The 26,150-nt window shown below is 37.5% G+C and carries 18 protein-coding genes; 4 read left to right on the forward strand and 14 right to left on the reverse strand.

Annotation, left to right across the window (positions count from 1 at the left end; genetic code table 11):
* Positions 1-43 precede the first annotated feature (43 nt).
* The gene (locus ACYVFA_RS00065; RefSeq protein WP_460469734.1) at positions 44-7,078 is read left to right on the forward strand and encodes a beta strand repeat-containing protein; all 7,035 of its coding nucleotides are present in this window, start codon (positions 44-46) and stop codon (positions 7,076-7,078) included.
* 165 nt (positions 7,079-7,243) lie between these two features.
* On the opposite strand, the gene ACYVFA_RS00070 is transcribed toward ACYVFA_RS00065, so the two are convergent.
* Both ACYVFA_RS00070 and ACYVFA_RS00075 read right to left on the reverse strand, forming a co-directional pair.
* Positions 7,244-8,176: a helix-turn-helix domain-containing protein gene (locus tag ACYVFA_RS00070; protein ID WP_460469735.1), complete on the reverse strand. Its 933-nt coding sequence runs from the start codon at positions 8,174-8,176 to the stop codon at positions 7,244-7,246.
* A gap of 74 nt (positions 8,177-8,250) precedes the next feature.
* Complete coding sequence (locus tag ACYVFA_RS00075) at positions 8,251-9,015, reverse strand: class I SAM-dependent methyltransferase (protein ID WP_460469736.1); 765 nt, start codon at positions 9,013-9,015, stop codon at positions 8,251-8,253.
* Between the two features lie 280 nt (positions 9,016-9,295).
* Between ACYVFA_RS00075 and ACYVFA_RS00080 the strand changes: the two genes are divergently transcribed.
* Positions 9,296-13,048 (forward strand): CheR family methyltransferase, encoded by a 3,753-nt coding sequence (locus ACYVFA_RS00080; protein ID WP_460469737.1) that lies wholly within the window; start codon positions 9,296-9,298, stop codon positions 13,046-13,048.
* A 27-nt stretch (positions 13,049-13,075) separates the two neighbouring features.
* Complete coding sequence (locus ACYVFA_RS00085) at positions 13,076-13,468, forward strand: hypothetical protein (RefSeq protein WP_460469738.1); 393 nt, start codon at positions 13,076-13,078, stop codon at positions 13,466-13,468.
* Here the strand turns inward: ACYVFA_RS00085 and ACYVFA_RS00090 are convergent, their stop codons facing one another.
* Both ACYVFA_RS00090 and ACYVFA_RS00095 read right to left on the reverse strand, forming a co-directional pair.
* Positions 13,469-13,753, reverse strand: a complete 285-nt coding sequence (locus ACYVFA_RS00090; RefSeq protein ID WP_460469739.1) for an osmoprotectant transporter permease — start codon at positions 13,751-13,753, stop codon at positions 13,469-13,471.
* 243 nt (positions 13,754-13,996) lie between these two features.
* The gene (locus tag ACYVFA_RS00095; protein ID WP_460469740.1) at positions 13,997-15,115 is read right to left on the reverse strand and encodes a hypothetical protein; all 1,119 of its coding nucleotides are present in this window, start codon (positions 15,113-15,115) and stop codon (positions 13,997-13,999) included.
* Positions 15,116-15,393: 278 nt separating this feature from the next.
* Between ACYVFA_RS00095 and ACYVFA_RS00100 the strand changes: the two genes are divergently transcribed.
* The gene (locus tag ACYVFA_RS00100) at positions 15,394-15,792 is read left to right on the forward strand and encodes a hypothetical protein (protein WP_460469741.1); all 399 of its coding nucleotides are present in this window, start codon (positions 15,394-15,396) and stop codon (positions 15,790-15,792) included.
* Between the two features lie 83 nt (positions 15,793-15,875).
* Here the strand turns inward: ACYVFA_RS00100 and ACYVFA_RS00105 are convergent, their stop codons facing one another.
* The 10 genes from ACYVFA_RS00105 to ACYVFA_RS00150 all read right to left on the reverse strand — a co-directional run bounded on the left by ACYVFA_RS00105 (position 15,876) and on the right by ACYVFA_RS00150 (position 26,122).
* Positions 15,876-16,403: a YciE/YciF ferroxidase family protein gene (locus tag ACYVFA_RS00105; protein WP_460469742.1), complete on the reverse strand. Its 528-nt coding sequence runs from the start codon at positions 16,401-16,403 to the stop codon at positions 15,876-15,878.
* Between the two features lie 127 nt (positions 16,404-16,530).
* On the reverse strand, positions 16,531-16,800 hold the full coding sequence (locus ACYVFA_RS00110) for a hypothetical protein (protein ID WP_460469743.1): 270 nt from the start codon (positions 16,798-16,800) through the stop codon (positions 16,531-16,533).
* A gap of 54 nt (positions 16,801-16,854) precedes the next feature.
* Positions 16,855-17,988 carry a DUF4932 domain-containing protein gene (locus ACYVFA_RS00115; RefSeq protein WP_460469744.1) on the reverse strand — a complete coding sequence of 378 codons (1,134 nt, stop codon included), beginning with the start codon at positions 17,986-17,988 and terminating at the stop codon, positions 16,855-16,857.
* A 337-nt stretch (positions 17,989-18,325) separates the two neighbouring features.
* Positions 18,326-19,504, reverse strand: coding sequence for a hypothetical protein (locus ACYVFA_RS00120; protein WP_460469745.1), 1,179 nt, complete (start codon positions 19,502-19,504; stop codon positions 18,326-18,328).
* 18 nt (positions 19,505-19,522) lie between these two features.
* Positions 19,523-21,133 (reverse strand): hypothetical protein, encoded by a 1,611-nt coding sequence (locus ACYVFA_RS00125; protein ID WP_460469746.1) that lies wholly within the window; start codon positions 21,131-21,133, stop codon positions 19,523-19,525.
* Between the two features lie 352 nt (positions 21,134-21,485).
* Positions 21,486-21,935 (reverse strand): hypothetical protein, encoded by a 450-nt coding sequence (locus ACYVFA_RS00130; protein WP_460469747.1) that lies wholly within the window; start codon positions 21,933-21,935, stop codon positions 21,486-21,488.
* Positions 21,936-22,438: 503 nt separating this feature from the next.
* Positions 22,439-22,654, reverse strand: coding sequence for a hypothetical protein (locus tag ACYVFA_RS00135; RefSeq protein WP_460469748.1), 216 nt, complete (start codon positions 22,652-22,654; stop codon positions 22,439-22,441).
* A 119-nt stretch (positions 22,655-22,773) separates the two neighbouring features.
* The gene (locus tag ACYVFA_RS00140) at positions 22,774-24,501 is read right to left on the reverse strand and encodes a CocE/NonD family hydrolase (protein WP_460469749.1); all 1,728 of its coding nucleotides are present in this window, start codon (positions 24,499-24,501) and stop codon (positions 22,774-22,776) included.
* A gap of 387 nt (positions 24,502-24,888) precedes the next feature.
* The gene (locus ACYVFA_RS00145; protein ID WP_460469750.1) at positions 24,889-25,740 is read right to left on the reverse strand and encodes an isocitrate lyase/PEP mutase family protein; all 852 of its coding nucleotides are present in this window, start codon (positions 25,738-25,740) and stop codon (positions 24,889-24,891) included.
* A gap of 4 nt (positions 25,741-25,744) precedes the next feature.
* Entirely contained in the window at positions 25,745-26,122 is a 378-nt protein-coding gene (locus ACYVFA_RS00150; protein ID WP_460469751.1) for a nuclear transport factor 2-like protein, read from the reverse strand.
* Between the last annotated feature and the right edge of the window lie 28 nt (positions 26,123-26,150).

Raw genomic sequence — 26,150 nt, forward strand, 5'->3', positions numbered from 1 at the left:
ACCGGGTTAGTCATAAAAATTCCACCTACTAATTCCATAAACTATGAAAAAGAATTTACTGCTTTTTTTACTGGCAATGGCAAGTCATGCCTTATTTGCTCAATCTTATACACTTACCCGTGGACTACCTGTGGCAGAAATTTCGGGTACTGGTACAACCATTTCAGGCCTGGGTTATAATAATTCTGTTGGCCCGTTTAATATTGGCTTTAATTTTCCTTTTTTCGAAAATACCTATACGCAGTTTTATTTAAGCTCATCTGGTATTATTACATTCGGAAGCGGTGCTAACTATATGGTGCATACCATTCCGGATACATTTCAGCCTAATAATGTTATTTCTTTTGGTTCAAGTGACTGGAATTGTGGGCGGGATACTCCCACCATTAATTATTTTACTACCGGAGTTGCACCCAATAGAATACTGGTTGTCAATTTTAAGAATGTTAAACACAATTATTCCGGTGATGGTCTGTTTTCTGTACAGATTCAGTTATATGAAACGAGCGGAAAAATAGAATCACATTATACTGTGTGTAACCCATACAGAAATAAACTAACCATCGGTTTAGAAAACTCCACTGGAAGTATTGGTGTAACCAATAAAGATTTAAATAGTAGATTCGATTTAAGTATTGTTAACGAAACTATACGTTTTGAAAGATTCACTCCATGCAATAATACTGTTTCTGTTACAAGCTCTTCAAATCTTTTATGTCATGGTTCATCAACGTTAACAGCCAGTGTTTTTCCTGCTGATTCCTATAGCTATCAGTGGTATAAAAATTCTGTTGCTATATCAGGAGCCACTAATAATACCTATGAAGCAACCAGTATAGGTACCTATTTTGTGCGGGTTGTAGGGCAAAATAATTGTATCATTCAAAGTGAAGCTATCGAAATTGTTTCTTCTGTTAACCCTACACTAAATGTTAACTCTACTTACGTATGCAATGCCATCTCTGTTAATACTGCTTTAGAAGGCAACTTTACCTATCGGTGGTTAAAGGATAATACTGTTGTTGCAGGTCAAACCTCTATTTCTACTATCCCTCAGGCAGCTGGCATTTACAAAGCTGAGGTAATTTCGGGAAACTGCTCAGAATCCAGCAATAGTATAAATATTTCTGCTAATAGAGTAGAAACGCAAAATGTGAGTACAACGCTTTGTAATAATATAAATCTGAATGCAGGCCTTTCCAGTCAGCCACAAGGCAGAACTTATCTCTGGACTGGCCCCAACAATTTTAGTAGTACGATAAGCAATCCGGTTATTACTAATGCTACAGTCGCTAATGCCGGAGTTTATACAGTTACCGTTAATTTTGGTTGTGGTGATACACAAACCGCTACTACAAAAGTAACTGTAAACCCAAATACTATTTCTCTGAATAACTCTTTTTCGACCAATATATGCGGTACCACAAATTTTAATATTAATACTAGTTCTTCTGCTACCACCAGCTATTCATGGCAAGGCCCTAATAGCTTCAGCAGTACCTTGCGTAACCCAACCATTAATAATACTGCTTCCATCAGCGCAGGTATCTATACTGCAACTGTCAATTTTGGCTGTGGTGATATACAAACTGCTACTACCGATCTGACTGTTAATCCTAATTCGCTATCTATTAACAGATCTTTTTCAGCCAACCTGTGTAGCACAGCTAATTTTTATCTAAGTGCCGGCTATACAAATTCCCGTACTTTTTCATGGGCAGGCCCTAATGGCTTCAGTAGTTCGTCAAGTAGCCCAACTATCAATAATGTACCCGCAGCAGCGGCTGGAATTTATACGGTTACTGTCAACTTTGGCTGTGGCGATTCACAAACTGCAACTACTAATCTGACCATTAACCCTACTAATTTATCTCTAAACCCCTCCTATTCATTACGCTATTGCAATACTGCCAATATTTTTCCTGAGGCTACATCTACTCAATCGCGTACTTACTTATGGAGTGGCCCCAACGGATTTAGTAGTACAGCCAATAACCTCACAATTACTAATGCTACTGCAGCTAATGCCGGCATCTATACAGTTACCGTTAATTTTGGTTGTGGCGATAGCAGAACTGCAACTACTAATATCACCGTTAACCCCAATGATTTATCTATTAATCCTTCTTTCTCGGCTAATCTTTGCAATACAGCCAATTTATATGTTAATGCTGACCATACTAATAACCGTACTATCTCCTGGGCTGGCCCTAATGGCTTTAGTAGTTCGTCGAGCAATCTTATTATCAATAACGTACCTTCAACAGCAGCCGGGATTTATACGGCTACGGTAAATTTCGGGTGTGGCGACATACAAACTGCTACTACCAGGCTTACGCTTAATACCAACAATATTTCGATAAACTCTTCTTTTTCGGCAAATCTTTGCGGCACTGCTAATTTATATATCAATAATAACCCAACAGCCTCTATGACTTACCTCTGGACGGGGCCAAATGGTTTTAGCAGTACAGCCAGCAATCCGAGTATTACAAATGTGGCGCCTGCCAATACCGGAATTTATACAGTTACAGTTAATTTTGGCTGTGGAGACATCAAAACAGCTACTACGAGTCTTACAGTTTCTTCTAATACGCTCACGGTAAATCCAGCTTTTGCAGTAAGTAATTGTTCGACAGTAAATTTATCAGCCAATGCCAATGCCACGCCGACTACTACCTATTTATGGACTGGGCCTAATAATTTTACTAGTACACAACTAAGCCCGAGTATTACTAATGCCACATCTGCAAGCGCCGGAATTTATACAATTACGGTTAATTTTGGTTGTGGAGATATCAAAACAGCTACTACCAACCTTACTATTAATGATAACGTTTTAACTGCCGGGATATATAATCCCGTTACTATTTGTGGTACCACCAGTTTATATGCCGCTGCTAGTATCGGGCCATCCCATACTTATTCCTGGGCGGGACCCAACGGTTTTAGCAGTGCATTAAGTAATCCGACTATCAATAATACAACCACTAATAACGCCGGGGTTTATACTGTCACGGTTAACTTCGGCTGTAATGATATCAAGACAGCCACAACCAATCTGACAGTTAATGCTAATACTATAACCTTAAATCCATCTTTTTCAACTAATTTATGCGGTCTGGTAAACTTATCTGCTACTACAACCACAACTTCATCACGAACCTATTCATGGGTTGGACCAAATAGTTTTAATAGCACTCTGGGCTCTCCTTTTGTTTACAACGTTACAAATGCTGACACAGGAATTTATACACTCACCGTTAATTTTGGTTGTGGTGATATACAGTCGGCTACAACTCAGTTATCTGTTAATCCTAATACTATATCTATTAATCCGTCGTTTTCAGTGAATCATTGTGGTTCAAAAAGCCTGTATGTCACCACTAGTTATACCTCTTCAACAACTTATGCCTGGACAGGACCCAATGGTTTTAGCAGCACTTTAATTAGTCCATCTATCAACAATGCGGATAGTGACAACGCGGGTATCTATACTGTCAGTGTTAATTTTGGTTGTGGAGATATACAAACTGTCACTACTAACCTGACAATCACGCCAAATACTATCTCTCTTGAGCCTTCTGTTTCTGTAGAAATCTGTAAAACAATCAATTTATACGCCACAACTTCGTATACTTCTTCCCGTATATATTCATGGGCAGGGCCAAATGGTTTTAGCAGTACTGCACTTAGTACTTCTATTACAAATGTCACGAAAGCAAATGAAGGATTTTATACACTCACAGTTAATTTTGGTTGTGGGCAGACCCAGACAGCCACTACCTTTGTAAAAGTTAATCCCAATACATTTTCACTACAATCAGCGCATTCAGCCCTCCTTTGTGGTGGAGCTAATTTCTATCTCAATACCAATTCAACCTATGGAACTACTTATGCCTGGGCAGGTCCTAATGGTTTTACAAGTACTGTAAATAACCCGTCTATCAGCAGTGTCACAAATGCCAGTGCGGGTATATATACTGCAACTGTTAATTTTGGCTGCGGTGATATACAGACAGCTACTACACAATTGACTGTAAATACCAATAGCTTGTCTCTCCCGGCAATTACACCTGGTAATATTTGTGGTATAGTAGATATTTCCCCCTACGGAAGCACTACCTCTTCGATGACTTATTCGTGGGTAGGGCCAAATAACTTTAGCAGTACCAGCCGTAATCTTACGCTTAATACAGTTTCTAATGCGAATGCAGGAATTTATACGCTTACCGTTAATTTTGGCTGTGGTGATGTGCAGACAGCAACCACCAGGTTAACAGTAAACTCAAATACTTTATCGCTCACTTCACCTGTGACAGCCAATCTTTGCGGTAATATTAATGTAAATGCCTCTGCTTCTTATACGCAACAAAGAACTTATGTCTGGACAGGGCCTGATGGTTTTAGTAGTTCAATGCCCAATCTATCTATTAATAATATTAGAAATGCGAATGCAGGGATTTACTCATTAACTGTCGACTTTGGCTGTGGAGAAACAAGAACCGCAACCACCTTTGTAAATGTAACTCCTAATACTTTATCAGTAGAGCCTTCTACATCAGCTTATCTTTGCGGTACTATTAGTTTAAATTCAAATACCACTTATAGTTCAAGAAGTATCTATAACTGGAAAGGGCCGAATGGTTTTACCAGTTCTCAGGCTAATACCAGTATTTCTACTGCGACTAACGATAAAGCAGGAATCTATACACTCACAGTAGATTTTGGCTGTGGAGAAACTAAAACAGCTACTACTGAGGTTATAGTTAAGCCTAATGTAATATGGGTCAATCCTGCTAATTCAACTAGTCTTTGTGGTACAATCAATCTGGTTGCAAACAGCACTTTTTACAATGCAACTTATGCATGGAGAGGCCCTAATGGTCTCAGCAGCGACTCACAGAATCCTACTATTACGAATGCAAATAGCTCTCATGGGGGTATATATACTGTTACTGTCAATTCAGGGTGTGGAGACATTCAAACGGCCACTACTCATTTAAGTGTCAATCCTATTACTTTAAATGTGTCGCATAATGGGGGCTATAGTAGTTGTCCCGGCACAAATACTGAGCTTAAAGTAGCGTGGAATTCTCCGGTAAATTTAACTGCGACTTATGCATGGACTGGTCCAAACGATTTTTCAAGCAATAAACAAAATCCGTCTCTACTACTGACAGAAAAGTCGGGAGGCACTTATACTGTTACTGCCAATTTTGGTACCTGCGGTATTTCTACGGCTACTACAGCAATAACCATGAACCCGCCCACAATAAGTGCTGGTGCATCTACAAGTGCAATGCTTTGTGAGAGCAATTCGGTAGATTTATTTGCGTTTATTAATGGCTCTTCTACTGAAACAATTGCAGGTTCAACTATTATTAACTACACCTGGAACGGTCCTGATAATTATATCAGTCATGAAAGGAATCCGACTATTAACGACCTTACTACGGCCAAGGCCGGTTTTTATACGCTAACGGCTGATTTAGCCAATGGTTGTAAAGGCACTTATACATCTGAAGTAGCAGTTAACGTAGGTAAAAATCCCGAATTGCTTACAAGTTATTCAGCTCCATATACTTGTGCAGGCAACTCTGCTACCCTATTATATTCAACTAATCCTTTAGGAAATACCTCAGTAAATTATTTATGGACAGGCCCCGACGGCTATACCAGCACAGATGCCCGACCGACTGTTAACAATATTGGTTCAGGTGGAATTTATACCTTAACTGCTACTTTTACAGGCGGTTGTGACGGTACTTATACTTCATCTGTTCCTGTTTTTATTAAGCGGCAACCTGGGATACAGGTAGACTCAATTCAGACAGCTTGCTTAGGAAGAGATCTTACACTCCGATTATATAACGCATCTCTTCCCAACAATCTCAGTGCTGTCTGGACAGGCCCCAATCATTTCAGAAATGAAACCAGCCAGCCACTAATTTCATACAATGCTACGGCGGATATGGGAGGAATCTATACGCTTACATTAACCGATATAAGCGGAGCTTGTTCAGAACCATTTGTAGCCACTACAAAGGTAGTAATCAACGATTGCTCTTCTACCTGCACTCTAACAGCCTCTAGTAATGGGAGCTCAACTTTTCTCGGTTGCCCTGGAAGCCATGTTTATTTAAGCGCCAGATTGACTTCTTTAGGAGGTAATTACTCGTATACCTGGACAGGCCCGAATAGATTTACAAATAATAGTGATTATGTTTCTATTACTAATTTAAGCGAATCTGTTTCGGGAGTATATACGGTAACTGCAACATCAACTGCATGCATTGGCACACTCACTGCTACTACATTTGTTGGCATCAACACTAATACAACTACTCCTGAGCTGGATTTTTCGGTAAACAGTAATTTATGTGAAGGAGGAAGTAGTCTATTTATTATTAAAGCTACCAATGGTTCTATACTTTCTTACTCATTCGAAGGACCTAATGACTATAAATATTATGGAACTCTATCTTATTCATCTGCTGCAGGATATGATCAGATTGCTAATATTAATACTCATATGAGTGGTGTTTATACAGTAAATGCTACTTTCCAGAAGCTTTGTAGTGATAGCGTTTATCAACAAAGTGCCTCTCTTAATGTTACCGTTCATCCACGTCCTGCTCCGCCTGTTATTATCGCAAATCCAACGACTTTAGAACAAGGTGAAACAACTACTCTTACAGCCAGTAATTGTAGCGCTGGTAATACTTTAAAATGGTTTAATTCTTCAACTGTCAATCCTTTAGTCGATATGCCTCCTGTCTCTACCAGTTACTGGGCTGTTTGTCAGTCAGCAGGTTGCATGAGTCTCAGTTCGAATCGTGTGATGCTTACACTTGATAGCTGCCCACAAGCATTTGTATTGGCAAATCCTAATCAGAATTATACCAATGGAACTGTTTTAAAAAGAGCAAAAGCAGACAATGGCAATATTACGGCTACTAACTTTGTTACGGGTACTGCTAATGTTACCTATCAGGCAAAAAGCATTTTATTAAATGCCGGATTTAAGGCTGATAATGGTACAGTATTCAAGGCCGAGACAGGAGGGTGTAATTAAATACCTACAAGATTAACATAGAATGAATAAACTGGTAGTAATTGTATTTTCTTTGATAACCTTCTGTTGTTTTGGGTTTGATGACGATATGTGGAAAGATACAAGTTCCTATAAAAATAGCGCTTATCTATTACAATTATCAATTCATTATTTGCAAAAATCAAATCATGCACGAAAACCCAGTGGCGTAAGCGAGGTTTGCTTCTTGAAGAAGTTGGAAAAATGTGCTACTTCTTCAAAACCTAAAGAATAGGCAATCTCTGACACATTCCAATCGGTTTGTTTCAATAATATCTTGGCTTCTCTGATAATCCTGCCGCTAATCAGGTCAGTGGTCGTTTTGCCTGTATTTTCTTTCAGAACCTTATTCAGGTGATTTACGTGCACGGCCAATCTATCGGCATAATCTTTCGCAGTGCGCAGGCTCAATTTCTGTTGCGGAGACTCAATCGGAAACTGGCGCTCTAATAATTCAATAAATAAAGAAGACACGCGGGCAGCGGCATTGTGGCTGGTATAAAGTGCCGTAAGCGGTTGTAGTTTTTGCCCGTAATGAATCAATTCAAGCACATAATTACGAATCAGGTCATACTTGTAGGTATAGTCAGACACCAATTCTTTGTGCATTTTTTTGAAGATATAATTTATTTCCTCTACCTCTTCGTCCGTCAGTTGGAAGACCGGATAGCCACCTGATTTAAAAATCGGCAGGTCGTCTAATACTACTCCACTTTTGTTTTTGATTAAAAACTCATCGGTAAAAACACAGAAATGCCCTGATTGGTTGGTGTCTTTTGGCACATAATGATAAGGGATTTTGGGTGAAGCAAATAACAGGGCATTCTTGTCAATATCAATCACCTTATCGGCATACTCAGCCTTGTTTCTGCCTCTGATCAGACTTATTTTATAATAAGCCCGCCGATTATAAGGCATTACCTGTTTTTCTCTGATTTGTCGGGTCATTTCAGCAATGCTGAATACATTAAAATGCCCTATTTCGCGACTATAATCTTTAGGTAGAAGCGAAATCACATCGCCATCATCATTCTTGTAGCTTGTTTGCTTGTAAAATTCTTCAATTGAAACTGCTTCCATATGCTTGTTGTAAAATTCAAATATAAAATCTTTCAAAGATACTATATGAATGAATACAATCTGAGCTAAGGGGATTAAAATTTCGACTCCATAATTATCCGCTTAAACGGGTAGAATACAGGCGAACCCGTGAATCTGCTTCTCAAACGGGCTTTATAGGCCGCAATAAATTGTTCTTTCACTTCTCCGTTCAGTCTTTCTATATAAGGAATCAGGGCTGTGCCTGATACCCAATCAAATAGTGCATCAGAATCTTTTAGCACCAACGGATAAATCTTTTCGAAGACGGTCATTTGCTGGCTGCCATTTTCAAAAAATATCTGAGCATATCTTTCAATATCCAATACAGGAGAGTTTCGTGTCCATCCTTGTAAGGCTGTGCAAAAGGGTTCTTCTGCTGCCAGTTCATCCAGAATAAGGTTGGATAAATTCTGGTTCTGGTTAGGTAGTTGAATCACCAATTGTCCGCCGGTTTTTACCATCCCAATAATCTTTGGCAATAATTCTTCATGGTTGTATACCCATTGGATAGCGGCATTTGAAAAGACCAAGTCCCACTTTGTATTCCGGTTTACTTCTTCCTCAATAGTTCTCAGTTCAAATTGCACACGGTCATTCTCAAACGCCTTTGAGTCGTTCAGCATTTCCTGCGAAAAGTCTATGCCTGTTACTTTTGATTCCGGTAAGGCATCCGCCAGTTTTCTGGTCAATTCTCCTGTCCCACAACCCAGGTCTATTACCTCAATTCCTTGCCTGATTGTAACGAGATTCAGACAATCATAAAACGGAGCAAATCTTTCTGATTTGAATTTATTATAGGTATCTGGATTCCATGCCATGTTTGTGCGATTTAAGATGGTGTCTGTTTATAGTACAAATTATCGCCTAAAAAGATTTGCCACACACTCGGGTTTAATCAAATAAGACAATATCAGGTTTATAACTTGTTTATAATCCGCTGAATGATACCCGAAATATAAAATCAGTATGGGTGTACTGAATAATTTTAAGGAAAATTTAAAAAAAATATCTAACTTTGGTTTCTCCTAAACATGAAAGTTTTACTGAAATTTTTCAGCAATAAGCTTACCCATTAGACTTGACTAACCCTTGTCCATTATGAGTAAAAAACGTCCTGCATCTCTGCCGAAAGCCCCACACGATTTCACAATAGTTGGTTTGGGAGCTTCTGCCGGAGGAGTTGAAGCATTTCAAAAATTTGTCGCTGCTATTCCCAAAAACTCAGGTATGGCTTATGTATTGGTATTACATTTGCCACCCGACCACGAAAGCCTCCTGCCCGAAATATTATCTAATGATACCGATTTACCGGTTGTGGAAATAACAGATGAGGTCGATATAAAACCCGACCACATCTATACCATTCCCGAAAACAAGATATTAATCACTGATGAGGGCACTTTAAAATTATTGCCTCGCAATGAAGAGAATCCAATCGTGTATTCTATTGATATTTTCTTTCATTCTTTAGGAGAAATACATCAGAATAATGCCGTAGGGATTGTGTTGTCAGGCAAAGGAAACGATGGCACTTTAGGATTGGAAGCCATTAAAAAATGTGGAGGTATCACCTTTGTACAAGAGCCCGAAACAGCTAATTTCCCAGATATGCCTCAAAGCGCTATTGAGGCTAAAGTGGTAGACTTTGTGCTCCCTGCCGAAAAAATGCCGGAACAATTAATGAAACTACAACAGGTAGTCAATAAAAACTATCCTGATGAAGACGAGAAGGCAATTCCACGTAGTTATGAAGAGGTATTAAAGCAGATTATCTTCTTTATCCGCCAGCACAAAGGCATTGATTTCAGCTATTATAAAGAATCTACCCTACGCAGACGCATTGCCCGCCGATTGGGCCTTTGCCGTTGCGAAGATGTAGCAGAATATTACGAATTACTGAAAACCAATAAAGAAGAACTGGAACAACTCTTAAAGGATTTTCTGATTCCTGTTACCTCTTTCTTCCGTGATTCTAAAACTTTTCAGGCTTTAACTGAAAGGGTATTTCCACACCTGCTTGAGAATAAACTAAGCCAGAGTACTATCAGGGTATGGGTAGCAGGCTGTTCGTCAGGTGAAGAAGCCTATTCTATCGCCATTAGTCTGCACGAGTTTCTGGCACACACAGCCCCAGACATCAGGATTCAGGTCTTTGCTACCGATATATCGGAGAGTAATATTGCAAAAGCCCGCTCTGGTGTTTATAATGCCTTGGATGTAGCCACAATTCCTCCGCATTTACTGGATGCTTATTTTATTAAGCTTGACAGTAGTACGTATCAGATAAACAAGGCTGTAAGAAACAGTTGTGTATTTGCCGTGCATAACTTTCTGAAAGACCCTCCGTTTTCAAAGATAGATCTGGTCTCATGCCGGAATGTGCTCATTTATATGACTACATTCTTACAGAAAAAAGCCCTTACCACATTTCATTATGCATTGAAAGAGAAAGGGGTCTTGTGGTTGGGCAAATCTGAAACAGCCAATGTAGTGTCAGATTTGTTTACACTTATCAGCAACCATGATAAATTCTTTAGCCGAAAATATACCACTAGTCATTTTACCCAAGACACTCATGAAAGTATGGACGAAACCAGAAACTATAAACCCGATACCATCCATACACCCATGATAAGTCAGACTGATTTCCAGAAAAATGCTGATGAGATACTATTAAATCATTATACCCCACCATGTGTCATTGTCAGCGATCAGAACGATATTATTCATTTCAGGGGCGATACTTCTTTGTTTTTTATGCCGTCGCCGGGTAAGGCTAGTCTGAACGTATTGAAAATGGTTCGCAAAGAACTGGCATTTGATTTACGTAACCTGTTGCACAAGGCACATATTGAGAAAGAAACCGTAACCAAAGAAAATATACTGGTTAAACATGGCAGTGACTCTTATCTGGTTTCGATAGAGGTGATTCCTCTGCTGCAATCGGTTGCGCTGCATTTTCTGATTGTATTCAGCAAAAGAGCCATTCTTCCAGTTGAACAGGAAACTTATAAAAGAGGTAATACTAAAACCAAAAAGAGTCTGGCTGAGCTCCATATTGAGCAATTAGAGAAAGAACTGGCCCAGATACGTCAGGACATTCTGAATATCACCGAAAGCCAGGAAGCGGCTAACGAAGAATTGCAGAATGCCAACGAGGAATTATTGAGTAGCAGCGAGGAACTGCAAACCCTGAATGAAGAGCTGGAAACCTCTAAGGAAGAGTTGCAATCGGGTAATGAAGAACTGATTAGCATGAATCAGGAATTGATTAACCGTCAGGAACACCTGAGCCGCACGCAGGCGCAGTTAGAGGAACTGAATAAACAGTTGATTATACAAAATAAAGCGTTTGAGGGTGCGCAGGTAAGTTCTAAAATGGGTAGCATGACCTGGAACCTGCAAACCGATGAATTTACATACTCTGATAACCTGTTCCGTATTTTTGGGTATAAACCTAAGGAGTTTACTCCGACAGTAAAAAAACTCGCCAGTTTTGTACACCCTGATGATCTGCCGGATATTGAGAAAATCATTAAAAAGCCGCTGGGTAAGAAAAAAATCAGTGAGCTTTCGTTCAGGGCTTATACCAAAGATGGGGCGCTTAAGTATATTAAAGGTACGGGCAGTATTCTGAATCTGGGTACAGAAAGTATGCTGGTGGCCAGTTTGCAGGACATTACTGAAGACGTATTACTGAACAGAAATCTCCAGCTACGTGAGGCGCAGTTGTCAGAATCGCAACGTATTGGTAAAATTGGTAGCTGGGAGATTGATTTTGCCACAAATACCATTCAGTGGTCAGACGAAAACTATCGTTTATATGGCTATAAGCCGAAAGAAATTGTGATAGACTTCATCACTTTTGGTCATGTTCATCCGGATGATATTGAGAAGTTGGGAGAGGCTATTGAAAAATCGAGAACTACAGGAGAGGCTTTTGAAACGGAGTATCGTCGCTACGATAAGCAAGGCACGCTGCGCTACATTTATTCAAAAGGTGATGTGCGCAAAGATAAAAAGGGAACTATTACGGGTATGCTTTGTATCAGTATTGACCTTACAGAGTTACGATTGAAAGAGCAGAAATTATTAGAAACCTATCAGCAACTCGAAAGCAAAAATATTGAACTAGAGCATAGCAATGCAGAACTGGCTTCATTCAGCTATATTGCTTCTCATGATTTGGGTGATCCATTGTATAAGATTGAAGCATTTACTGAGCGTATTCTACTGAAAGAAGAGTTGTCTGATACTGCCAAAGATTATTTCTCACGCATTATCAGATCAACACAACGGATGAAGAGTCTGTTGGCAGATTTGCTGAATTTCTCACGTATGACAACCGATGAGGCCATTTTTGCCAAAACCGATTTGAATGTTCTGCTGGATGAAGCCAAGCAAAGCCTGAGCGAGAGAATTGAAGAGAAGAAAGCAATTATAGATTCAGATGATTTACCGACGCTGAATATTATACCCACACAGTTTTATCAGTTGTTTTCTAATATTCTTTCTAATTCAATTAAGTATAGTAAGAAAGACGTAGCTCCACACATTGTAATTAAGGTTACGCTGATGATGGGCGAAGATATTAATGACCCGAGGGCTATTAATAATAGGAAATACTGGAAACTGAGCTTTACTGATAATGGAATAGGATTTGAACAACAATATGAGAACAAGATTTTTGAACTTTTCCAGCGTCTGCACGGAAAGACAGAATATTCAGGTACGGGTATCGGCCTGACTATCTGCCGCAAGGTGGTTCAGAATCATGAAGGACTTATTGAGGTTTTTGGTAGACCAAATATTGGTGCTACTTTTCATGTGTATATACCTGATAGGGAGTAGAAGAAACTAAGTAATCGATACTTAGCCATGTATAAAAACTATCTATACGCCATAGTTGCTGGTATAGCCATCGGGCTGTTTACTATTTATGTATTAGTTGCCGAATTTGAGCTTTTTCTATGGCCTGTGTTGATTGTAAGTATTGGCTACTTTGCAGCAAAAGCAGATACAAAAAAACATTTCTGGACAGGTTTCTGGTATGCTTTGGTACTTAGTATTAGTATTACGCTCACGCATCTTATTTTAACGAAAGATTATCTCGAAAACCATCTGGCCGAAAAGCAACAGATTAATGCCCGTAACCCTAGCATAGTTCCACAATTGGTCTTACTAATAGATGCACCGATTTACTGGCTTATGCTAGGGGTGCTATCGGGGCTTATGACCGTTTTATGGACAAAGGTAAATAAGAGCCAATGATCAATTCCATTTCTGACCAGAGGCAATCAGGATAAGAAAGAACAGTGCAAAAAGAATGGCTGGTATGGCTAAAACTCCGGCCAGTATTTTTGCAAATAATAAATTACCTGCGGCTTTCAGGGCAAGTGTACCGAAGAGTATTGCTGCCAGTGCTCCTAATAAAACCAGCCAGAGACTCATATTGACAGAAGAAACAGAACCATCTGCCAGGCCAATAAAAAAGAAATACAAGGCTATTAGAGCCACAATGGCATCTATCCCCCAGAAAATCCAGAATAATATCATATCCGATAATAATTAAAGTATGTATAGCTATTTCGGAACAAATATGGGGGGAGTAAGCAACAATCAATAATTTAATCGGGCTAATAGCACTATAATTCTATTGAGTGGCCAAAAGAAAACCCTGAAATGTTCCCAACAAAGCATTTCAGGGCATCTAACATTTACTACACTTGTTTCATTTGATATATTTTTCCAGCACGTAAGCAAATCGCGCTTCGCTGTTTCACCGATTCAACAAACAATCTATTCTTTACAATTGCCTATTTCTTTTAGTTTTACTACTACCCTGTTAAAAGTCACTTTTACGCGGGTTCGTGTTCCGGCTTCATCACCGTCTGTATCACCTACAAAGGCAAATCTTTGAATCAACTCTCCATTTCCTTTCTCAAAGAAATCTTCAGAGTGCCCACTATCTATATAACTTGTACTGGTTTCTTTATCACTTACGATACCTAGGATCCTTCGGTTTGATGGGGCAGTATAAATCGTATAAATACCAGAACCCATAGCCGTTGACCAATCGCTTTTGGTTTCGCTGGCTTTCATATAAACACGGGCTTTAATGGTATTGCCATCTACGTAAATATTCACACTTGCTGTTACATTCGGGCCATTTGCATTAAATTCTCTATCTCCCCGGGTATGTGGCGGTACGAATGTAATTACATCAGGTGCAAATGATTTTTCTTCTTGTTTACAATCAGGAATTACAGGTTGGGTAATAGCAATAGAAGACATCTGGTTGTCTTTGTATTCTAAAACCAACCGGCCGCTATTTTCATTCAGCAATACACCATTGCTTCCCAGGTTCAACACTATATGGTAATGCGATAAGCGATTAATGGCATTTGTTACATCGATTTTCTGATTATTATTGGTAATCAGAAAGAGTTTTAAGGGCTGGTTATCAAAATCATATCCTGAAATATCTACCTTATTCCTTCGGTTAGGTGTCAGGTTCATATCAATAGCTGTGGGTATTACCTGACAAATGGCAGGTGTACGCTCTGGAATGGGTTGCTTTAATAACTCTGCTTTTATACGTTGCAGGGCTTGTATTACTCTTGCTCCTAAAAAATCGACATTACACCGGATTTCAGAGCCTGCGGCCGCAATTGTACGGTTGGCAAGATTCTGCACTTCGGTGCGTATAGTACTCTGGGCTTCGTCTGTGAGTTTTTCACTCAACTCCTGCAAGGTAGACTGCCATGATTCTGATTGATGTGAGATTTCATCAATGGCATCGTCTATCATTGCTGCTGTATTATTAGTAAGATCCTGAGCGGTGTCCTGAATGGTTCGTTTCAGCCCACAACCCAGTACAAAGAATACAAGAATGGAAGACACTACTATTTTATTCATGATTATCTGGTTTAAGTTTCATGGCTTCAACAGCAGATCGGGCAACAAAAATAGATTTAACTACCCAATTTTAATAGAGGGAAAACCCGTATTTCATAGCGGAAAAACACGGAATCTGATTATTTCTAATGCCACCAGTATTTGGCTGAATAATTATAAAATGCCTCAACAGCAGAAACAATTATATCTATGCGTTTTTTGGGGAAATAAATCCCCAAAACATAATGGAATATAGTTTTCGGGTAGATTTCGTAGAATTATCATAATCCTCTCATTCTATGGCACTTTACACACAAATCATCTGGCTTTTTGTATTGGCAATTCCTATCGCTTGCGTTGCATGGACAGTTACACATGAAGAGATTTTCAGAGAACCCCGCGAATACTGCCAAAAACAGAGTCAAACAGCCAAAAAGCTATTGCAAAGGAAGTTTTTTTATATTTTCACCTGTGAATACTGCTTTAGTTTTTATGTCAGTATACTATTTATCATTATTACGGATTATCAGCTTTTATTTACCGACTGGCGAGGGTATGTAATTGCCGTTTTTTCATTAGTCTGGATAGCTAATATATATATGAGCCTGTTTTTTAATATCCGTTTAGGCATTAAAAAAGAGGGTTTAGATGCCAAAGTAAAGGAGAAAGAATTAGATGAAATTAATAAAGCGGGGTGAGAAATTCCGGTATATACGCATAAAAAATAAACCTTGCTTAGTAGCAAGGTTTATTTTTTGAGCTATAAAACCTGGTATCTGCTTTATTCGAGCACTGCTTCCATATTGATATATGCTTCTGCCAGATCGGTTAATTTATTATCTGCATAAATCTCTTCGTCTAGTGTTATTTGCAGTAACCCGGCAGCCTCTTTGTATCGCAACATATGTGCAATGGTTCTTAAAGTACCATAAGAGGCAATTTCATAATGCTCTACTTTCTGGGTAGAAAAAATAAGCCCGCAATCTCTTACAATACTGTTTTCTTCGGTAGAAGCAATGATTTCGTTACATTCGTCTAATAAACCTACCATAGCCGGACATTTCTTTGTTTTTGCCGGTTCATGAATCATTTTAAATACTTTTTCAAGACGATTTACATGCTCTAACGTTTCGGTATAATGTGTTTCAAAAACTACCTGTAAGTCTTCTGATGTAGCTGCTCTGGCAAATTTGGGTAAATATTGTATGAGTTTTTTTTCGGCCCAATATATATCTTTAAGACTATCTATGAATAGTTTCCTCAGTTTTTCACCCGTTCGTTTAACAATTTGTGTGATGTGGTTTTTCATGGCAACTTGTTTTAAAAGTTAAATGGATTTAATAATCCCCATAAAAAACCTGTACCACCAAAGGAGAATCCAAATAGATTTAATATGCAAAACAGTTATTTATATCCTGCACTATCACCTATATATTTCAAGTCAGCCTATTACCTTCTCTCGAAGCAAGCTCTGTTTTAATACCCTCAAGATTCTTCTTATTTACTAAACAAAGTGTTATTAAACTCAACAAAACTACCGACAATGAAATAGGGATAGCCGATACTCCGGTTCTGGTAATTAAAAAAACGATGGCCCCTGCCAGAACAATTGCCATACCGATCAATCCTCCCAGAACTCCTTTCAATTCTTTCTCTTTTTTCTTTAATTCTTCTACGCTCAGTTGGTTCAGGTTTGTGTTTTTCATAAAAGTAGTCTTTAGTAATTAAAACTCGTGGTTGCTGCTTCAAATATACGTTAGCTATCCTTGCTTAGCAATAGCATTCATAGCAGCCAGCACGGCTTCATCATATGTTTTGTACTGACCGCTTTCATATTTCCTTAATTCTATCAGGATTATCGGGATATAGTTGAAATGTCTTTCCTGCATATACTCATTCTGGAGTTTTTTCGCGCCTTCGGTATCACCCATTTTTCCGGCAATCATAATCTCTCCCGCTCTTGTAAAATGTTCATATAAACAAGCCCGCCAGGTATTATATCCCTGATTCGACATCGCCTGTCTTATAGGCTCCAACAAGGGTTCAGTATCTACAATTAATTTCTCAGGCAATTTGTCTACACTACGATTTACAAACGAATGCCCGAACTCATGCACACTCAGTTCGCGTATTTCCTGTTTATTGGCAAAACCCATTTGCAGATTGCTGGTATTCTGGAAAGTCTGGAAATCAAGTGCACCAAACACATTAAAAACATGGCTCTTTCCGGCGGAAGTATATTTTACACCAAAACCCATGCCCTTCGGAATTGTCAGACTAGGCACTAAAGTATAGGTATCAAAACTACTCTTATAAAACCCCTCCATTGTGCTGATAAAATCTGTTTTTGGAAGACCTTCTCTTACTTCTTCAAGTGCTGTATCATAATATGTTTTTGAATCAAGCAGGTATTGGTTGAAGTTGATTTGAGTATAAAAGGTGTTGAGTGCATCAAGAAAGATTTTGGTATTCTCTTTGGCTTCTGCAAGGTTCTTTTTCTTGGAGAAATTGATATAGTAAGATTCAGGGACGGCAACGGTTAGTTTAGCATTCGGGAAATCATCTACCTGCACTAGAAGGGCAATCAGGTAATCTAGCCATAAGTGGTCGGCTACTGTAAAGCCATTCAGCAGGCTTTCGTTGGCAGCATATTTCTTGTACTTTTCATAGATGAAATACCCGTAATTGTGCCAGTCTTTTTTAGGCATTTTCTTGCCCCTTACATCCATAGTTTTGGTTTCAATGTCAACACCTTCAAAACCAATAAAATAGGCTAAGCCTAACAATTCGACATTCTTGTTTATCCGGATGTTCAGTTTTTTATTGGGGAGGTTCTGAGCGAATGAATTGCTTGCCAGAAGGGTAAAGAGAATAAATGCAATAGTTTTTTTCATAAGAGGAGAAATATAAGCTGATAAATGAAAAGTTATGGCGGCTTAGAAATAATTGCAGAGAATGCTCGCAATTATACAAAAAAGCCTTTGGTTTAAAAATTTGATTGTAAATAAATAGCAATGCCTCCTGCAAAAGTATGCAAGAGGCATTGCATTTATCTAAAGACAATTGTGTGGGTTTTATCCCCTACACAATAAATAAACTAAATAGTCTTATCACCAGTATATAAAATAGCACTTTTAAAATATTCCTGATCCTTATTGTATAGAAGAATAAAGGCGACAACTTAGTAAAGTCATCGCCTTTAATAATTATGGTTTGAAAATTTATAAACCTTTACCAGGCATACAAGAATCGCATTCCTGCATGAGAAACGGTACTATAAAACACCCCTATGGTTAGTTTTTTAGTATTGACAGAAACTCCAAAACTTACCCCGAATTTATTCTCTTTTTCCTTAACCGGTGGTTTTACGTTCATATTAATAACCGATTTTGAGAAATAATCTAATCCAATATTGGGCATTAGTTTGTTTTTAAACAAATATCCTCCTGCAATTCTGACTCCAAAAGCATTTTTAAAGTCGGGGTTTTGAAAACTACTCCATGTTTCAAGGCCGAGAATAAGTTTCTGAAAATTTCTCCAATAGCTTAGCCCAATTTCAGTACTGCTATGCAATAAAACACCTACGTAATTCATGATTTGTGCGGTGTCTTTTAATGCCATTATTTTGGTGTCTAATTCTCTCAGACTATCGGAATATTTCACTAAAATTGGGGGGATAATTTTTAATGTACTATCAAGCATATGAAAGTCTTTTTTTCTTGCAGCATCAATTTTTATAATATCTAAAGACTTTTTTTTAAGAGTATCATTAAGTTGAGTTATAAACTTAAAATCTTTCTTAGGGTTAGACAGATTAAAATAAGAATTAAGTGTGTCATTTAATGCTTTAAATTGTATAAGGGGTTGAGTAATCCTGCAACAAGAATCTAATTTATTATTAAGCTCTTGAAATTGTTTAGCTACACTGCTTGAATCTATTTTTTTGTTAAGCCTTACTACGAAATACGTAGAATCATTATGATACTTTTTTTTAGTGATTTGCTCTGAAATTAATAATTTTATTGAGTCTATCTTTTGCCTGATTGTTGCTAAACTTTTTTCAACAGTGTCTTTGTCTGCTTTTTTTGAATCTTCCAGTTTCTTGATTTGCTTTTGTATTGAAGCGATAGAATCAGCTATTTTCTTTATAGCTATATCTTGATTATTGTTTTGCTTATATGAGCTTTCTAATACATTAACTAATATCCTTTTCATGGAGTCTATATTATTATAATTCTCCATAATCTGATTTCCATAATTGAACAAAGTTTCGTTACTTCTAGGAGCAACAACCCTAAAATTTTCAATTTTAGAAATTTTTATATCTTTAAACTCTTTAATAAGTTTTTTCTCCTGTGCGAAGAGACAATGTGAATACATCATCATAATAAGTACCAGTACTCTTTTCATCTCATTAATTAAATTAATTTAATTGTTTTTAGATACATTGTTTGGTTTATTCCTGTAAAGAGTGTCTTCAAGTTTTCGCTGATAATTATATAAATCCACTTTTAAAGCATATTTTTCAGGATTTGGAGGTTCAGTATTATAAGAATCAGTATTCCCTATGATTTTTTTAGATGAATCTGAGGATACAATAAAATTACCCAACTGCAAAAAAGGTCTGTCGAACGAAAAAGTCTCTACATTATAAGGCCGGAAATAAGGTAGAATAAGCATTAAAAGCAGATATATATGATTTTTTATCAAGCCTATTTCAGGATAGGTTTGAAATGAATCTTTTTCTTCCACTACATATTTTCCTGCTGCGTTATCCAAATAAAATGTAGTCCTTGTCTTTACGAATGTTATGTGCTTTTCTATATTATAATAGTTGATAATCAGCCATAAAGTCATTAAAACTATCAGACCAACATTAAATAAAAGCAAGCCTTTGAATTGTACCAGACTCAATAAATTTACCCATACTGATTTATAAATTTTGTTTTCAAGCTCCTGTTCAAGGTACTTGGTTACCGTGTTGATTTGATGTGTATATTCTTTATTAAGATAAGCTTTGGAAAGTTGGGTAATATCAGTAGTAATAGTGTCTTTAGCATATATATCTGTGAAGTTCATTAAACATATTTTCAGTTTATCTTTTTCTATTTCAATCTTATTTAATTCTGTTATTGAAAAGACACTATCAGTCCGTTTTATTTCAGCAAGAATTTCTTTGGTACTCCTAAGAATATCAGGTATCAAATTGTCTTTTCGATATTCTGAATCAGCTTCTGCAATACTTGTTTGACTTAGTCTATCTGCATACACCTGTTCATTATTTTGTGAGATAATAAAATGGTAATTGCGTATAGCTCTGGCTTCGGCATTTGAGGTGATAGCGGATAAATCCTTTTTTGGGTCAAACTTAATAACTTCAGGGGCATTAATATTAAAGTCTAATTGCGTTTTTCTTACTTTTTTCGTTTTTTCATCTATTTTAAAAAAGTTATTATAGAAAAAAATACTACAGATGGTGGTAAACAATATAGTAAGTAAAAAGTACTGAAACCTTACTTCTGTCCATTCTTTATGATGCTGGGTTTTCTCCTTTTTATTTGAAATCTGTTTTTTCACTGAGTAATATGTAGCCACAGATAAACAAGCCAGTATTAAAAATAGAGCGCAACCAAAGAAAATAAAGGTGTAGTATTTACTATTATAAAATAAAAAAACACATAATAAAATAAAGGATATCGCAATGATAAACAGCGCAATTATGCTATATTTCTGATATTTAGGTTCTATCTTTTCTTCTTCTATTTTATCATCACTGAAAGTGCCGCCTTCATAGTATTCAGTGTCTTTTCTATAAAACCTCCAGGCAAAATTCAGACAAGCCAGAGTTGGCAATAAGAGCGGCAAAACAAAATAAAGGGCAATAAAAATCCGGTAACTCCAGATTTTATCAATGCCAAAAAACTCTTCCGACTGATTAATAATACTTGGAACAAATGTGTATAAAGAGGCTAATCCAACCACAAATAATAGTAATCTTGACTTTATGTCAGAAAAGAAACCAAAACTTTCTTTCTCCATTTTTTTATTTTTTGGAGCAAGGTAGAGTAGGTATTAGAAAGACACAAGATTTTTTTATCTTACGGTTCCCGTACAAGAGCAATTAGTTAGTAGAATCCATTATTATTGAAAAGTGATGATTAATTTCAGGTATCTATTCAAAAGAAGATTCTGAATAAAGTATATCGCTTGGAAGAAGTATAAAGCAGATTCAGTGAATTTCGGGCAAAGCACAGGAGGTTACAACAATTGCTCTCCTAAGATGACAATAATTTATCCGTTAGCAGTCAAAAGGCTAAATAGTCTTATCACCACCATATCTATCAGGTATTTAACCTTGCTGAGTTTTTTCGTTTTCATAAGCAAAACCTATTTACCGGGCTCTCATCGCGTCGTTATCCGTAAATACATATTCTACTCCTCCGCAACTTCTGTTGAGCATACTGCTCTGGTATCTTGAATAGGCTTTCGGATTAAAGAAACTTCGAGAATCCTGTTTACAATTAATATCTCCGTTGAGTATCTCACATTGCTTGACATCTATGATTCTCTTACCATTGGCCAGAACCACAATAATAGAATCGCCATCCTGCGGAAAACTACCCATAGGAAGTTCATCTGTCCAGAAGCTAAAATCAATGGTGTTTTCACCTTTTACTTCTACCATTTTTACTTTACCGGCCGTGCGCTTGCCCCATCCAAACTGAACGGGCTCGCTTGATTTATTGGTGAAACTTACATAATACAGACATGCTTTGGGGCCTATACAGGCATTACAAAGAAAAGCACCACTTATTAAAAGAATTACAGCTCTGATTTTCATACAAGCACTATTTTGAGTATTCCTTACTACTAAACTACACCCGATGCAGTTTGTTCTTAAAAACACAGATTCATTTCAAGAATCTGCCAAATGAATATATGCAAAAACATACCTGATTGAATAATCTCTTAAAAACAACCATTTTGTAGCAGAATAGCAACAGATAACCAATCTATGGGGAAGAACAAACACACGTATAATAGTCGGTTTTTAGAAATGGGAAATCATTGGCAGACAATAAGCCATTCAGTAGCTTTTAAAATAAAAATCTACTCAAATGTCTGCACTGAAGCATTTTGGTATAATTTTTTAGGGCTTATATACAGGAGTCATTAAAAACAAAAACGCGATAGAGATTATCGCGTAATTAAATTCTTAAAGCTATGCAGCCAATCTTTGAAAATACTATCCAACATAGATTTTATATCTTACGGACTGACCAGCATGTATTTTATTATTCAATTATGACGAGCTCTGAATCGCGTTTTTGCTGGTATCAATTGCTAAAGCCGGTTATCTGAACGAGCACCAGTTGTTTTGGCATTCGCATCTGATTTTAAGCCTCTTAAACGATTTACACTTCCGGGGTTATTAATAGTTGCCTCTGACTCTCTGTTTCCGGCATATTCTTTCTCTTGTGTTCCCGAGAAATCATCATTTGTTGCATTAGAATACTTATCCTTTGTATCCTTTTTTGCTTTTGCGTGTGTTGTTGCCATAATTTTAATCAATTGTGTTGATAAATATTTTTGCTGGGTAATAGCACAAAAACTCTATGCCAAGCCCCTGAAAATCTATTTAAGCATCGATTAAAATCATGGTAAGTGTACCTGATTTATTATTTCTGCCGCCACACAGGTATATTCACATAGCTATCGTTTTGCCACTCAATCTGAATGGGTTCGCCTGAATCTTTTATAGTCTCAGCACTGACATCTTTACCTGTACCATAATTAATCTGTTCGAATGGACTTTTATTGATGTTCAATACCATTACTATTTTGCTACCCTTCTGGAGTTTTTTACTGGTCATATACGTATTACTAAAAGGGAGAACGCTTATTTTACCTGGAGTCAATAATTTTCTTTGGATATTGTCAGTAGTATGACTGGCTCGGCCCATAAAATAGCTGAGGTAGAAATAATCGCCTTTGGGTGTCTGCTCAAATAATACGAGGCTATAATCCATGTCTTTTTTATTAACAATGGCTTTGATTACTCCGGTGAAGGCGCCATTCAATTCCATATCCTGTTCTAATGGCTCAGATATATATACTTTCCCACTCGAATAAAGGGTATCATAAATTATTTCATTTGCATAAAAATAGCTATTCCGGCCTTCTCTATCTTTAAAGTCTACTTCCTGCAATACAGCGCCTTTAGTTTTAGGTTTTTGCTTACTAAGCGTAAAATCTTCTCCCTTTGGTAGATTGGCAAAATAGAATCTTAATGTATCATTACTCACACCTTTCAGAGTAGTACTATGTTTCCAGGTATTAGCGCCCATTACCTGATAATTGATTTTTTCTTTCAGGATTTCAGGTTTTTTGCCTCCTTTCAATACGTAATCAAACCATTCATAAATTACGTTTTTGATAGAAATATTAGCCACCGAATCTATCTGATAACCCTTATAATTGGCTTCAGGGGAGCCTTGTGAACCAAAATGCCCGTAAGGCCCGATAAGCAGATAATGCTCTGCCTTAGGATTATATTTATAATGCTCGCGCAAAAAATACAGCGCTCCTACTTGTCCGCCATCATAATATCCTGTCGTGCTTAAAACGGGAATATTTATTCTGGCAAAATCATTTTTATACGGAATCATCGATTGCCAGTAAGTATCATAAGTAGGATGATCCAGCCATTTACGGAAATATTTATTAGCGGTTCGCCCTAATAAACTGTCACGGGAACGAAATGATACGCCTTCTTCATACCATTTGATGCTTAAATCAAACCATTTCCGGCTATTATAATCGGTGGTATCAAGCCATTTATTATTGGTTACATAATAGGTCCATGAGAAAGGGAATTCCATAAAAACATTGTTCATCATAGGCGAATCAATGCCGGGGGCAGCAGAAGCAGACGGAACGATGGTTTTCAATGCCGGATGCAAATGCTTTGTAGCCGCCCATTGTGTGAAACCATTATAGCTTCCGCCATACATGGCTACTCTTTTATCGCTCCAGGATTGTTTGATTATCCAGTCAATCACGTCGTTTACATCGTCGCCATCTTTTTCATAAGGTATAATTTCACCGGTGCTGTTTTTCTTGCCTCTGGTATAAGCTACTACCCCAACATAGCCTTTATCAGCTGCCTCTCTGGCTCTTTTTATATCGGTTGTGCGGGCATAAATCGTAAATACCAGTATAGTTGCCTGAGGTTGGGTAACTGCTTTTTTCCGTACGATTAATGCTGAAACGTTGGCGCCATCTCTGGTAGTAATCAGAACACTATCCTGAATGATATAATCATTATTGCTGGAGGGAGCTGATTGTCCGTAAGATGTGAAAAAGCAAATCAATACGAAACAAAAGGTAGTAAGCAGGTTTTTCATAATTTTAGTTATACGTTGAATGAGTGTTGTATGCTATTATTAGCATAATGGGTCAATTCATCACAAATTGTATAAAATTCATTTTGTACAATTGTATTTAACATAAATTAACAGTTTTGCATCAGTTAATATCAATGATGGTTTATTGAGGATGGCATATGTTATTGAGGAGGGAAAGGTGGGAAAAGTAATATAACCTGCGTCTATTAATCGTCCCAAAGTAACAGCGAATGAAACGGTCCGCCGTCGCGGTCGCCGTCTAAAATAACAACGAAAAAGTCATCTTTCAAGTGCAGACTAAAGTCTGCACGAGCATAAGAATTATTCTTTACAGGTCGTCATTAACGTTAAACAAGTTCATTAAGAAAACAATAACAATCAACTTAACTATTTATCTTTATTTACCAATCCTTTTAGATAATCGCTGGTTACGTCATTATTTACAATTTCACTCAGTCCATCATAATTTTTTAGCTTCAAAGCCATGTCTTTCATGGTTTTGAGGGCTAATTTTAAATAGTTTGGGCCCAGGCTTACTCTGGCCACTCCTATTTCTTCGAGTGTTTTCAGTTCCGGTATACCAGCAAAGGTCAGCACATTGACAGGATATCCAATGGTGGTAACCAAAAGCCTTAAATCTTCTTCTTTTTTCATCAGAATCGGATAAAACCCATCGGCACCTGCCTCTTTATAAGCCAGCCCGCGTTTAATTATCTCTTCAAACTTTGCTTTTTCATCTGAGAAAAGATTACCATTAATCAATACGTCTGTACGGGCATTTACGAAAAGTGGAATATCTCTTTCTTTGGCCACTTCTTTAATGATGCTGATTCTATTACTTTGCTCTTCAATAGAATAAAGGCTATGCGTATCTGTTTTGGTATCTTCAATATTGATACCTACGATTCCGGTATCTAACAGTAAGTTTATATTCTCACGCAATTGCGCATCTGTTGTGGCGTAGGCGCTTTCAATATCTGCCGTTACGGGCACATCTACGCTTTGGGCAATCTGTTTCAGTCGTATCAATACATCGTTAAATGGTATCTGCTCGCCATCGTTATATCCATTTGAATAAGCCACCGAGGCGCTGGCCGTAGCAATGGCAGGGAATTCAAGACTTTCTAGTAGCAAGGCTCCCAAGGCATCCCAGATATTGGGTAGAATCAATAGTTTGCCTGTATGATGGAGAGCATAGAGTTTCAGTGCCTTTTCTTTTTGTGTTGGTTTTGTTGTCATGATTTTAGCTGATGTCTGTAATTGCTATAATTTTTGAGCCATCAAATACGAAAATAGATTTTCCTTTAAGATTGAGTTCATCTCCTTTTTTTAAGCCATTAGGAAAATCAATCGCCAGAACAGCATGGTAATCAATCTCAATTTCAGCCTTATTATCGGTGTGTTGAAAGCTTTTAATTGTTTGTTTTCGGGAAGAGAAAAAAGCTTTGGCTTTTTCAGCCTGTTCTTTCGGCGCTGCCAATCCTTTAGTACTTAAATTTACTTCTCCATTGGAAATATTTTCAAATTGCACGTTTTCATCTAAATCCTTTAACATGCCCTCTATATCGAAGTTGTTGTAAGACTCAATATAGTGTTGGATTATCTGTTCTCGTTGCTCCATTGTTTCTGTTTTTGTAATTGCCTAAAGA

Source organism: Emticicia fontis (genome assembly GCF_054779675.1).

Excerpts from the sequence above, each read along its gene's own strand:
- ACYVFA_RS00080 (WP_460469737.1), top strand. The coding sequence starts at position 9,296 with ATGAGTAAAAAACGTCCTGCATCTCTGCCGAAAGCCCCACACGATTTC.
- ACYVFA_RS00130 (WP_460469747.1), bottom strand. The coding sequence starts at position 21,935 with ATGAAAATCAGAGCTGTAATTCTTTTAATAAGTGGTGCTTTTCTTTGT.
- ACYVFA_RS00090 (WP_460469739.1), bottom strand. The coding sequence starts at position 13,753 with ATGATATTATTCTGGATTTTCTGGGGGATAGATGCCATTGTGGCTCTA.
- ACYVFA_RS00100 (WP_460469741.1), top strand. The coding sequence starts at position 15,394 with ATGGCACTTTACACACAAATCATCTGGCTTTTTGTATTGGCAATTCCT.
- ACYVFA_RS00065 (WP_460469734.1), top strand. The coding sequence starts at position 44 with ATGAAAAAGAATTTACTGCTTTTTTTACTGGCAATGGCAAGTCATGCC.
- ACYVFA_RS00110 (WP_460469743.1), bottom strand. The coding sequence starts at position 16,800 with ATGAAAAACACAAACCTGAACCAACTGAGCGTAGAAGAATTAAAGAAA.
- ACYVFA_RS00120 (WP_460469745.1), bottom strand. The coding sequence starts at position 19,504 with ATGAAAAGAGTACTGGTACTTATTATGATGATGTATTCACATTGTCTC.
- ACYVFA_RS00115 (WP_460469744.1), bottom strand. The coding sequence starts at position 17,988 with ATGAAAAAAACTATTGCATTTATTCTCTTTACCCTTCTGGCAAGCAAT.
- ACYVFA_RS00095 (WP_460469740.1), bottom strand. The coding sequence starts at position 15,115 with ATGAATAAAATAGTAGTGTCTTCCATTCTTGTATTCTTTGTACTGGGT.
- ACYVFA_RS00070 (WP_460469735.1), bottom strand. The coding sequence starts at position 8,176 with ATGGAAGCAGTTTCAATTGAAGAATTTTACAAGCAAACAAGCTACAAG.
- ACYVFA_RS00075 (WP_460469736.1), bottom strand. The coding sequence starts at position 9,015 with ATGGCATGGAATCCAGATACCTATAATAAATTCAAATCAGAAAGATTT.
- ACYVFA_RS00135 (WP_460469748.1), bottom strand. The coding sequence starts at position 22,654 with ATGGCAACAACACACGCAAAAGCAAAAAAGGATACAAAGGATAAGTAT.
- ACYVFA_RS00125 (WP_460469746.1), bottom strand. The coding sequence starts at position 21,133 with ATGGAGAAAGAAAGTTTTGGTTTCTTTTCTGACATAAAGTCAAGATTA.
- ACYVFA_RS00085 (WP_460469738.1), top strand. The coding sequence starts at position 13,076 with ATGTATAAAAACTATCTATACGCCATAGTTGCTGGTATAGCCATCGGG.
- ACYVFA_RS00150 (WP_460469751.1), bottom strand. The coding sequence starts at position 26,122 with ATGGAGCAACGAGAACAGATAATCCAACACTATATTGAGTCTTACAAC.
- ACYVFA_RS00140 (WP_460469749.1), bottom strand. The coding sequence starts at position 24,501 with ATGAAAAACCTGCTTACTACCTTTTGTTTCGTATTGATTTGCTTTTTC.
- ACYVFA_RS00105 (WP_460469742.1), bottom strand. The coding sequence starts at position 16,403 with ATGAAAAACCACATCACACAAATTGTTAAACGAACGGGTGAAAAACTG.
- ACYVFA_RS00145 (WP_460469750.1), bottom strand. The coding sequence starts at position 25,740 with ATGACAACAAAACCAACACAAAAAGAAAAGGCACTGAAACTCTATGCT.